This is a genomic window from Mycobacterium sp. NGS68, from assembly GCF_059812195.1.
The window spans coordinates 101212-111419 of sequence record NZ_JCALCE010000002.1 but is presented as its reverse complement, the minus strand read 5'-3'; the positions used below and the strand labels follow the sequence as shown (position 1 = coordinate 111419).

The following is a 10208-nucleotide window of genomic DNA, read 5'->3' as shown; positions in this document are numbered from 1 at the left end:
TCTTCCAAAATACTCGGCGGCGTGGCATCCTCACCCTATGGACGAGCGCACAGATGTCGTCATCGTCGGGAGCCGCTGCTCGGGAAGCGCCGCGGCCATCGCCTTCTCGCGACGCGGGCGCAATGTCATCGCGCTCGACGGCGCGTCGTTTCCGTCAGACACCCTGTCCACCCATCTGTTCTTCCCTCATCATTGGGCCGAACTGGAAGCGTTGGGCGCGTACGACCGCGTGCGCGAACTCGGCGCGCCCTTGCACACCCGCGCGGGACTCGGGGCTCCCGGAGTGGATGTGGTCGGCCGGTTCGATACGTATCTCGGCCACACCGCGGGCAGTTGCGTTCGCCGGCCCGGGCTGGACCTCGCCCTGGTCGAGACCGCACGCGAGGCCGGAGCCGACGTCCGCGAACGCACCCGGGTCACCGATCTCCTGCATGACGCGAGCGGTCGCGTTACGGGAGTTCGATACCGCCGACGCGACGGCGCCGAGGGCACGATCACGGCCAAGCTGGTCGTCGGTGCCGACGGCAGGCGCTCCACGGTCGCACGGATGGTCGGCACCACCGAGCACCACCGGTGGGACAACCAGCGGATGATGGCGTACGCCTATTTCGAGGATGCGCGCGACGACCTGCGCAACTTGGCCATGCAGTGGCGTTACGGCGACGATCTTGTCACCGTGTTCCCTTGTGACGGAGGGCAATTAATCGCCCTGCTGATGCCGCCCGTCGCCCGCGCCGAGGAGTTCCGCGCCGATTCCGAGGCCGCCTTCCTCGACGCCGTCCGGCGGGTACCGCCGTTCTCCGATCGCTTGCGCGGCTGCGAGCGCGTCGGCAAGGTTCGGGTCTCCTACACGCATCCGTCGTACTTCCGGCACTCACAGGGACCGGGCTGGGCGCTGGCCGGCGACGCGGGCCACTTCAAGGATCCGGTGACCGCGCAGGGCATTCGGGACGCGCTGCGGTTCGGCCGGCTCTTGGGCGTGACGGCGGCGGCCCACCTAGACGAACCCCGCGCCCTCGATGCGGCCCTGGTTGCCTGGGAGAACGATCGCGACGAACAATGCCTGCCGATGTATCAGTGGGCGAACCTGCTCGGCCGCGACGACGCGGTATCCCCGATCGAGGACGCGGCGTACCGGTGGTTCGCCCGGCGGCCTGACGGGGCAACGCAATTGCTCGACGTATTCTCTCGAAACCGGGCACCGACAAGCGTTTTCACGGCGCCGCGGGTCATTCGCTGGGTATTCGCCGCCGCACGGACGCCCGGCGTGGACCGTCGACAGCTCTGGCGCACGGTGCGCAGGGACGTGCGCCGCGAAGTCGACCGCATGGTCGAGCGGCGCTTGTTCGATCGCCGTCGTGCCGCGTCTGCCCGCAAATTCCTGGCGTCGCCAATGCGCGGGACGGTCGCCGACGATCCCATAGCATCGCTGGACGTGCAGTCGGCCTGATCCTTCAGGGCTTCAAGGATTTGTTGAGAATCCCCCAAGGTCTTTCCTCAAGCATTTATCAACCATTCGGCCGCCACGGGCGGCGGCCGCCGCGGAGGAAAGACTTATGTGGACTCGTTTTGTACTCATGCCCGGATGGGCACGTACGCTAGCAGGCGCCTGCGGCTACGGCGTCGTCGACGCCATGGCCTGGCACGGGCCGTCGGTCGACGCGTGGCGCGTCGCGGGCGTCGTGACTTTCGGTCTCCTGCTGGGCTTGTGCACCGACAGCTCGCACATCGTCTGCACCACCGCGCTCGACGGGCTTAGCTCGCAGCAGCGCTCGGCGGCCATCGATGCAAGCCTGCGCGGACCCGCGCCGGCGGACCCGGCCGTGCGCGAAGCGGCCAGCCGCATCGCGGATCGTCGGGCCTATTCGACCGGGTTCTGGAAGTCGAACTGCCTGGCGCTGCTGCTCTTGATGGCCGTCGCCGCCGGCCTCGGTTTGGCGTTGGGCACCTGGCCGCCCGGCCTGGATCGTGACGACTTGATATGGGGGACAACCGTTCTAGGCGTCCTGGCGGCGAGCTGGTACATCGCCCAAGGCGCGAGCCGCCGTCTTCAGATACTCAGGTGACAACTGAATTGGACCTTATCCGGTCATAGGAACCGACGAAGACCTCGACACGGCATTGCCGGACGCTCAGCGGTAACCGTTGAGGCGCATGAGTGTTTCCCTAACGATGGCATCGAGCCTGCGTCGGTGGCCACGAGCCTGCGGTGCGGGCCGGTATTTCTCCATCCGATCCGAAGGCCCTGTGCGCAGTCTCGGTGCGAGATTGCAGTGCCCTACGCCGACTGGCCGCCGTCGGCCACCACGCCACGCGCCGTCAGGTGCCCGATCAGCGGCACCGCGCCGGCCGCGAGATGCTCCGACATGGCGGCGCGGGCGAGCTTGTCGTCGTGTATCTCGAGGGCTGCCAGGATGCGCCGGTGGTCCTTGAGCGACTGGTCGGACCAGCCTTCGATCGCCGGGAACACCGACTCCGGTGCGTAGCGGGTGATTTGGGACATGAGCTGGGCGAGCTTCGGTGAGTCCGCGGCGACGTTGATGGCGCGGTGGAACTCGTGGTTGAGGCGAACGGTGCGCTCTTCGTCGCCGTCGGCGTAGGCCCGCTCCAGCTGGGCCTGAATCTCCTTGAGGCCGTGCAGCTGGTCGTCGGTGATGTTGACGGCGGCCCGGGCGGCCAGCTCGCCGCCGACATGAGCCTGCACGTTCGCGACGTCGGCGAGGTCCCGCTCGGTCACCGGTAGCACCACGAAGCCGCGGTGCGGCTGCTGGGCGATCCAACCTTCGGCCCGCAGCGCGAACAGCGCCTCGCGCACCGGGGTCACGCTGATCCCCAACTCGGCGGCCAACTGGTCCAGCCGAATGTACTGTCCCGCCGCGTAACTGCCGTCGAAGATCCGCTTGCGGACAAAACGCGCGACGTCCTCGGAAAGCTGCGGCCGAGCGGCGAAATCCGGGGCAGGCGGGGTTGCCACGGCGTCACACCCGGTATTCGGCGAGCAGCCGCTTGCTGATGATCTGCTTCTGGATCTCGCTGGTGCCCTCGCCGATCAGCAGGAACGGCGCGTCGCGCATCAACCGCTCGATCTCGTACTCCTTGGAATAGCCGTAACCGCCGTGAATCCGGAAGCTTTGTTGCGTGACCTCCGCGCAGCATTCACTGGCAAGGTATTTCGCCATACCGGCTGCGACGTCGTTGCGCTCGCCGGAATCCTTTAGCCGCGCCGCGTTGACCATCATCAGGTGTGCGGACTCGACCTTGGTTGCCATTTCGGCGAGCTGGAACGCGATGGCCTGGTGCTCGGCGATCGGCTTGCCGAACGTGTGGCGCTGCTGGGCGTAACGCACCGCGAGCTCGAAGGCGCGAATGCCGACCCCACAGGCGCGGGCCGACACGTTGACCCGGCCCACCTCGATGCCGTCCATCATCTGGAAGAAGCCCTGCCCGGGCGCGCCGCCGAGGATGTCGTCACCGTCGGCCTGGTAGCCGTCGAAGATGAGCTCGGTGGTGTCGATGCCCTTGTAGCCCAGCTTGTCGATTTTGCCGGGGATCAGCAGCCCCGGCGCCACCTCGCCGAAACCCGTTGGCTTCTCGATGAGGAAGGCCGTGAGGTTGCGGTGCGGCTTGTCCGCACCCTCGTCGGTGCGCACCAGCACGGCGACCAGCGTCGAACTGCCGCCGTTGGTCAGCCACATCTTCTGGCCGTTGATGGTGTACGTGCCGTCCGGGTTCCGTTGCGCGCGGGTGCGGATCGCGGCGACGTCGGAACCGAGCTCCGGCTCCGACATCGAGAAGGCGCCGCGGCATTCCCCGGTCGCCATCCGCGGCAGGAGGCGCTGCTTCTGCGCGTCGGTGCCGTGCTGGCGCAGCATGTACGCCACGATGAAGTGGGTGTTGATCACCCCGGAGATGCTCATCCAGCCGCGGGCCAACTCCTCGACGCACAGCGCGTACGTGAGCAGCGACTCTCCCAGCCCCCCATACTCTTCCGGAATCATCAGCCCGAACAGACCCATCTCCCGCATCTGGTCGACGATGGCCTGCGGGTAGGTGTCGTGCCGCTCCAGTTCCGGCGCGTTCGGAATGATCTCCTTGTCGACGAATTGCCTTACCGTGGCGATGATCTCGGTCTGAAATTCGGACAGGCCGAGTGTCTGGGCGAGTTTGGTCATGGGCGGTTGCCTCCGATCGTTTTCGCGGCCGACAGGCGCGCGAGGTCGGCGTCGGTCAAGCCCAGGACTTCGGTGAGCACGTCGGCGGTGTCCTGACCCAGCGCGGGCGCGGCGGCGGCGGCGGGATGGACGCCGTCAAAGGCGGTCGGCAGGCCGGGCGCCAGGTAGTCGCCGACACCCGGTTGATGCAGACGGGAGAACAGCGGATTGGCCGTCACTTTCGGGCCGCCGGCCGTGTCCGCGAACGTGCGGTAGCGCTCGAACAGGACGGTGGTGTTCGACAGTGCCGCATCGATCTCGTCGGCCGAATGGTCCGCGAACCACGTGCCGAACAAGCCGGACAGCACGTCGCGATAGCGGTAGCGGTCACCCTCGGAACCGAAGTCCACGCCCAAGGCGTCGGCCAGCGCCTTTACCGCCGCACCGGTGCCGGTGATGTCGACCAGGTCGCGAAAGTGCCGTCGCGTCAGGAGGACAACCATGAATCTGGCCCCGTCCCGGCTGGCGAAGTCCTGCCCGTACTGGCCGTAGATGGAGTTCCCCAACCGCTCGCGCTGGGTCCCGTTCACCTGCGGTTCGGTCAGCAGGCTGAGGTTTCCAGCGGTGGCCAGGGCGACATCCTCCAGCGCCAGGCTGATCCGTGCGCCCGCCCCGGTCTGGTCGCGACGGTGCACGGCGGCGACCACGGCCAGCGCGGCATACAGGCCGCAGGACACGTCCCACGCGGGCAGGACGTGGTTGATCGGGCCCGCATGACTGGCGGGGCCCGTGACGAGCGGGTATCCGATGCCGGCGTTGACCGTGTAGTCCACCCCGGTGGAACCGTCACCGCGGCCCAGCAATTGGACGTGGATGAGGTCGGAACGCTGCGCGGCCAGCAGCTCGTGGCTCAGCCAGGGCAGGACCGCGTTGGTGACGACGATGCCGCCGCCTTGCACGATCAGCCGCTGCACCAACTCCTGACCTTCGGGTGCGCGCAGATCGACGGTAGCCGAACGCTTTCCCTTATTCAGGCCCGTCCAGTAGATCGACGTGCCGTCGGCCGATAACGGCCAGCGCTGGGTGTCCGAGGCGCCCCCGATCGGGTCGATGCGGATCACCTGCGCGCCGAGTTGGCTCAGCGTCATCCCGCACAGCGGAGCGGCGACGAAGCTGGACACCTCGACGACGCTGACCCCGGCCAGCGGTTCCATGTCTAGGAGACCCGCTCGAAGACCGCGGCCAGACCCTGGCCGCCGCCGATGCACATGGTCTCCAACCCGTACCGCGCCTGCCGACGGGTGAGCTCGCGCGCCAACGAAGCCAGCATTCTGCCGCCGGTCGCACCCACCGGATGCCCCATCGAGATGCCAGAGCCATGCACGTTGGTCCGGTCGTGGTCGGCGGCGCCGAAGTTCCACTCCCGCATCACCGCAAGCGCTTGCGCGGCAAAGGCTTCGTTGAGTTCGATGACGTCGATGTCGCTCAGCTGCAGGCCCGCCTTGGCCAGTGCGACCTCCGTCGCGGGCACCGGGCCGATGCCCATGATGTTGGGCGCCACCCCCGCCGACCCCCACGAGACCAGGCGCACCAGCGGCGTCAGGCCGAGCTGTTCCGCCTTCTCCGGCGTCGTCACCACGCACATGGATGCCGCGTCGTTCTGCCCGCTGGCGTTGCCGGCGGTGACCGTCGCCTCCGGATCCTGCTTGGCCAGAACGGGTTTAAGCTTGCTCAGCGACTCCACGGTGGTGTCTGCGCGCGGATGCTCGTCGGTGTCGACGATCTCCTCGCCGTGCCTGGCGGGCACCGCGACCGGAATGATCTCCTCCGCCAGGATGCCGTTCTTCTGCGCGGCCACCGCTCGCTGGTGCGAACGGACCGCGAGTTCGTCCTGCTCCTGACGGGAGATGCCGTACTGGCGGCGCAGATTCTCGGCCGTCTCCAGCATTCCGCCCGGCACGGGATAGTGGCGGCCGCCGGCCGTGGTGCGCCCGCGGGCCAGGCCGTCGTGCACCTGGACACCGGAACGCGCTCCGCCCCAACGCATGTCGGTCGAGTAGAACGCGACGTTGCTCATGCTTTCGCAGCCGCCGGCGATCACCAGGTCGTTGTCGCCACTGGCCACCTGCAGACCGGCCTGGATCACCGCCTGCAGCCCCGAGCCGCACCGACGGTCGACCTGCATGCCCGGAACCGTCACCGGCAGGCCGGCATCCAGGGCAACCACGCGCCCGATCGCCGGCGCCTCACTGCTCGGGTAGCAGTGCCCGAGGATGACGTCCTGCACCGCGTCGGGCGCCAGCCCGGTCCGCTCGAGCAGTCCCTTCAGCGCGGCGACACCAAGGTCGACGGCGGTTTGCGACTTGAACATTCCGCCGTACCGGCCGATCGGCGTCCGGACCGGCTCACAGATGACGACCTCACGCATTTTGGCTCCCTTTGCCGTGCCGAGCAGACGCAAAAGCTCCCCAATTCGGCAGGAATTGGGGACTTTTGCGTCTGCTCGGCGTGAAACTCATAGGTGGCGGCCGCCGGTGATTTCCATGACGGTGCCGGTCATGTACGACGAGAGATCCGACGCCAGGAACAACGCGACGCTGGCGACCTCACTGGGCTCACCGGCCCGCCCCATCGGCACCTCGGCGACCTTCGAGTCCCAAATGCGTTGTGGCATGGCCTCTGTCATCGCCGAGCGGATCAAGCCCGGGGCGATGGCGTTGACCCGGACACCGAGGTGCGCAAGTTCCTTCGCGGCGGCCTTGGTCATCCCGACGATGCCGGCCTTGGCCGCCGAATAGTTCGTCTGCCCGATCATGCCGACCTTGCCCGAGACCGACGACATGTTCACGATCGCGCCGTGCTTCTGCTCGCGCATGATCGCGGCGGCCAACCGGGTCCCGTTCCACGTCCCCTTCAGGTGCACGGCGATCACCTGGTCGAACTGCTCTTCGGTCATCTTTCGCATCGTCGCGTCACGGGTGATGCCGGCGTTGTTGACCATGATGTCCAGGCCGCCGAAGCGGTCGATGGCGGTCTTGATCAGGGCGTCGACCTCGTCGGCCTTGGTCACGTCGCACTGCACGGCGACGGCCACGTCGTCACCGCCGAGTTGCTTGGCTGCGACCTGGGTAGCCTCGAGATTGACATCCCCGAGCACCACCCGCGCGCCCTCGGCGATGAATCGCTCCGCAATGGCGTATCCGAGGCCTTGCGCCCCACCCGTGACGACCGCGGTCTGACCGCTCAACAGAGACATTTGGCTCGCGCACCCCTATCTGTCTTGGCTCCCCGACGGGCACCTCAGTTCGAATATCATATTTCATATAGGATTCTGGGCGGCAACCACCCCATGGATGGAGCAAGTGAATGACGACCGCCGACGCCCGCCCCGATAGCTCCGAAGTCACAGACGACGATTTCCAGGAGATCCTGGCCGCGACCCGGCACTTCGTGCGCGACGTGGTGGTCCCCCGCGAGCAGGAGATTCTGGACGAGGACCGGGTGCCCGACGACCTGCGGGATCACGCCAAGAAGATGGGCCTGTTCGGGTACGCGATTCCGCAGGAGTGGGGCGGCCTCGGGCTGAATCTCATGCAGGACGTGGAACTCGCGATGGAGCTGGGGTACACCTCGCTGGCGCTGCGGTCGATGTTCGGCACGAACAACGGCATCGCCGGGCAGGTTCTCGTCGGGTTCGGCACCGACGAACAGAAGGGGCGTTGGCTGGAGCGCATCGCGTCGGGTGATGTCGTCGCTTCCTTCGCGCTGACCGAACCCGGCGCCGGGTCGAACCCGGCCGGGCTGCGCACGAAAGCCGTTCGCGACGGCCAGGATTGGGTGCTCAACGGCCAGAAGCGATTCATCACCAACGCGCCCGTCGCCGGGCTGTTCGTGGTTTTCGCCCGCACCCGGCCCGCCGACGACGAGGGCCCCGGCATCGCCGTTTTCCTGATTCCCGCGGACGCCGACGGTGTCAGCGTCGCCGCGAAGGACGCCAAGATGGGCCAGGAGGGCGCCTGGACCGCCGACGTCAGCTTCGACGACGTCCGGGTGGGCGACGACGCGCTGGTGGGCGGCAGCGAGGACGTCGGCTACCGGGCTGCGATGACGTCGTTGGCGCGCGGCCGCGTTCACATCGCCGCGCTCGCCGTGGGCGCGGCCCAACGCGCGCTCGACGAGTCCGTGACCTACGCCGCCACCGCGACGCAGGGCGGCGCCCCGATCGGCAGCTTCCAGTTGGTGCAGGCGATGCTCGCCGACCAGCAGACCGGCGTGCTGGCCGGCGGGGCGCTGGTACGCGATGTCGCGCGCAAGTGGGTCACCGGCGAGGATCGCCGGATCGCGCCATCGGCGGCCAAGCTGTTCTGCACCGAGATGGCCGGCCGGGTCGCCGACCTTGCGGTGCAGATCCATGGCGGCAGCGGGTACATGCGGGGCGTCCCCGTGGAGCGCATCTACCGCGACGTTCGGCTGCTGCGGCTATACGAGGGCACCAGCGAGATTCAGCGCCTGATCATCGGGGCGAACCTGGTCAAGTCCGCACAGCGCTGACCGCGGGGTGGATCCGGCGCGATATACGCGCAACCGCGGATGTTTGTGGCCGTTCACGCACGCATGCTGACTAGCATGAGCGAGATCGAGGGCCAGGCGGACCTTCCGTCACTGGACTGGAGCGACGCGGCGATGAACGAGCCCCTGCCGACCGGGACCGTCACATTGCTGCTGGCCGACGTGCAGGGTTCGACGCAGCTGTGGGACTCCCGGCCCGACGAGATGACCGCCGCGATCGCCGTGCAGACCCATCTCACGCATGTCTACGCGAAGCTCGGGGTGACATCGCGGGTGCAGCTGGTCCACGAAGCGCACCGCCACGACTGAACGTCAACCGATCAGGTCGAGTGTGCCCAGATCGCGGATCGCCCGGCAGCCGCGGGTGAGCATGGTCAGCACCATGTCGTCGCCGCGCTCGGTGCCCGCGGCGAACGCGAACCCCAGCGCCGAGATCATCGGTGCCTGCGGCACGCCGAGACGATAATCGCGCCAACAGGTTTCGCGGTCGTAATCCGTTACCCCGTATTCGGTCAGCGCGCGGTGGTACTCGCCGACCAAGCCTGCTTCGACGGATGCCCGCAGCTGCGGATCCAGGCTGGTCGCGGTGAAGTAGGCGAGATCGCGGGCCGGGAGGCCCACGCCGAGCGTCTGCCAGTCGACGATGCTGACCCGCGTCCGTTCGGGGTCAAACAGCATGTTGTCCAGGCGGTAGTCGCCGTGCAGTAGGGCGAACCGGTCCCGCTCGGCGAGCAGCCACGGTGTCACCAAACCCATCGTCGCGGTGAACGTATCCCGGTCTTCGGCGCTCATCCGGTCACCGAGCTTGTCCAGCGTGATGTCGGCGCTCATCTTCGCCACCTCGCCGAGGCCCTTGGCGGAGTCCTCGTCGGGAAGCCCGAACGCGATGGCGGAGAAGTCCAGCCACACTGGATCACGCCAGCTGGGCGCGTGCAGGCCGGCCAGCGCCCGCACCGCGAGCAGCGCCTCCCTTTCGCCGCAGCCCGCGATCTGGTCACCTTGCACGGCCGGCGCCTGGTCGGCGAGCAGCAGCGCGAAGTTCATTGCGTCGTCGCTGATTTCGCAGTAGTAGCACTGCGGCGTCGGCACCTGCACCTTGTCCGCGACGGAGGCGTAGAAGGCGCATTCGCTGCGATACCCGAAGACGACCCGGTCGCGGACCGTGTCGTCCTGCGCGGGCAGCTTGATCACGAACGTCGACGGAAGGTCCCCCGCATCGGTGACGTAGCCGGCGGTCACCCGGTAGGTGGCGCCCGTCTGGCCGGTGCCGATGGGCGCGACGGCGACGTCGGCTACCTCGACCGAGTGGCCTCGCTGGCTGAGCGCCGCCGACAACCACTCGACCGTCACATCGGTGGGGTATCGGGGAATCGACACGACGGCGGACACGGTGCCTCCCAGCCTCGATACGTGGACCCGTGGGCCCGATTCGACGGGTCAACTGTAAGGCATACCGCATCCGCCGTCGGGACGCGACCTCCTGCTATT

At 67.8% G+C, this 10208-nt stretch carries 9 protein-coding genes and 2 pseudogenes; 5 read left to right on the top strand and 6 right to left on the bottom strand.

The window, feature by feature from the left end:
* Positions 1-37 precede the first annotated feature (37 nt).
* A complete protein-coding gene (locus tag AC5Y5V_RS03445; RefSeq protein WP_499931209.1) occupies positions 38-1450 on the top strand; it encodes an NAD(P)/FAD-dependent oxidoreductase in 1413 nt (470 codons plus the stop codon).
* A 127-nt stretch (positions 1451-1577) separates the two neighbouring features.
* The gene (locus tag AC5Y5V_RS03440) at positions 1578-2066 is read left to right on the top strand and encodes a hypothetical protein (protein WP_499931208.1); all 489 of its coding nucleotides are present in this window, start codon (positions 1578-1580) and stop codon (positions 2064-2066) included.
* A gap of 212 nt (positions 2067-2278) precedes the next feature.
* On the opposite strand, the gene AC5Y5V_RS03435 is transcribed toward AC5Y5V_RS03440, so the two are convergent.
* The 5 genes from AC5Y5V_RS03435 to fabG all read right to left on the bottom strand — a co-directional run bounded on the left by AC5Y5V_RS03435 (position 2279) and on the right by fabG (position 7407).
* Positions 2279-2974, bottom strand: a complete 696-nt coding sequence (locus tag AC5Y5V_RS03435) for a GntR family transcriptional regulator (protein WP_499931207.1) — start codon at positions 2972-2974, stop codon at positions 2279-2281.
* A gap of 4 nt (positions 2975-2978) precedes the next feature.
* On the bottom strand, positions 2979-4172 hold the full coding sequence (locus tag AC5Y5V_RS03430) for an acyl-CoA dehydrogenase family protein (protein ID WP_499931206.1): 1194 nt from the start codon (positions 4170-4172) through the stop codon (positions 2979-2981).
* On the bottom strand, positions 4169-5365 hold the full coding sequence (locus AC5Y5V_RS03425) for a CoA transferase (protein ID WP_499931205.1): 1197 nt from the start codon (positions 5363-5365) through the stop codon (positions 4169-4171). The genes AC5Y5V_RS03430 and AC5Y5V_RS03425 overlap by 4 nt, the downstream gene beginning before the upstream one ends.
* 2 nt (positions 5366-5367) lie before the next feature.
* Positions 5368-6579, bottom strand: a complete 1212-nt coding sequence (locus AC5Y5V_RS03420; RefSeq protein ID WP_499931204.1) for an acetyl-CoA C-acetyltransferase — start codon at positions 6577-6579, stop codon at positions 5368-5370.
* Positions 6580-6666: 87 nt separating this feature from the next.
* A complete protein-coding gene (gene fabG / locus AC5Y5V_RS03415) occupies positions 6667-7407 on the bottom strand; it encodes a 3-oxoacyl-ACP reductase FabG (protein WP_499931203.1) in 741 nt (246 codons plus the stop codon).
* A gap of 110 nt (positions 7408-7517) precedes the next feature.
* On the opposite strand from fabG, the gene AC5Y5V_RS03410 reads away from it, so the two are divergent.
* The 3 genes and pseudogenes from AC5Y5V_RS03410 to AC5Y5V_RS03400 all read left to right on the top strand — a co-directional run.
* Complete coding sequence (locus AC5Y5V_RS03410; RefSeq protein WP_499931202.1) at positions 7518-8702, top strand: acyl-CoA dehydrogenase family protein; 1185 nt, start codon at positions 7518-7520, stop codon at positions 8700-8702.
* A gap of 132 nt (positions 8703-8834) precedes the next feature.
* Positions 8835-8942: pseudogene (locus AC5Y5V_RS03405) on the top strand (hypothetical protein); the annotation flags it as partial.
* Positions 8943-9029 (top strand): annotated as a pseudogene (locus tag AC5Y5V_RS03400) (LuxR C-terminal-related transcriptional regulator); the annotation flags it as partial. It abuts the pseudogene before it with no gap.
* A gap of 3 nt (positions 9030-9032) precedes the next feature.
* Here AC5Y5V_RS03400 and AC5Y5V_RS03395 read toward each other — a convergent pair.
* A complete protein-coding gene (locus tag AC5Y5V_RS03395) occupies positions 9033-10109 on the bottom strand; it encodes a phosphotransferase family protein (RefSeq protein WP_499931201.1) in 1077 nt (358 codons plus the stop codon).
* Positions 10110-10208: the final 99 nt, after the last annotated feature.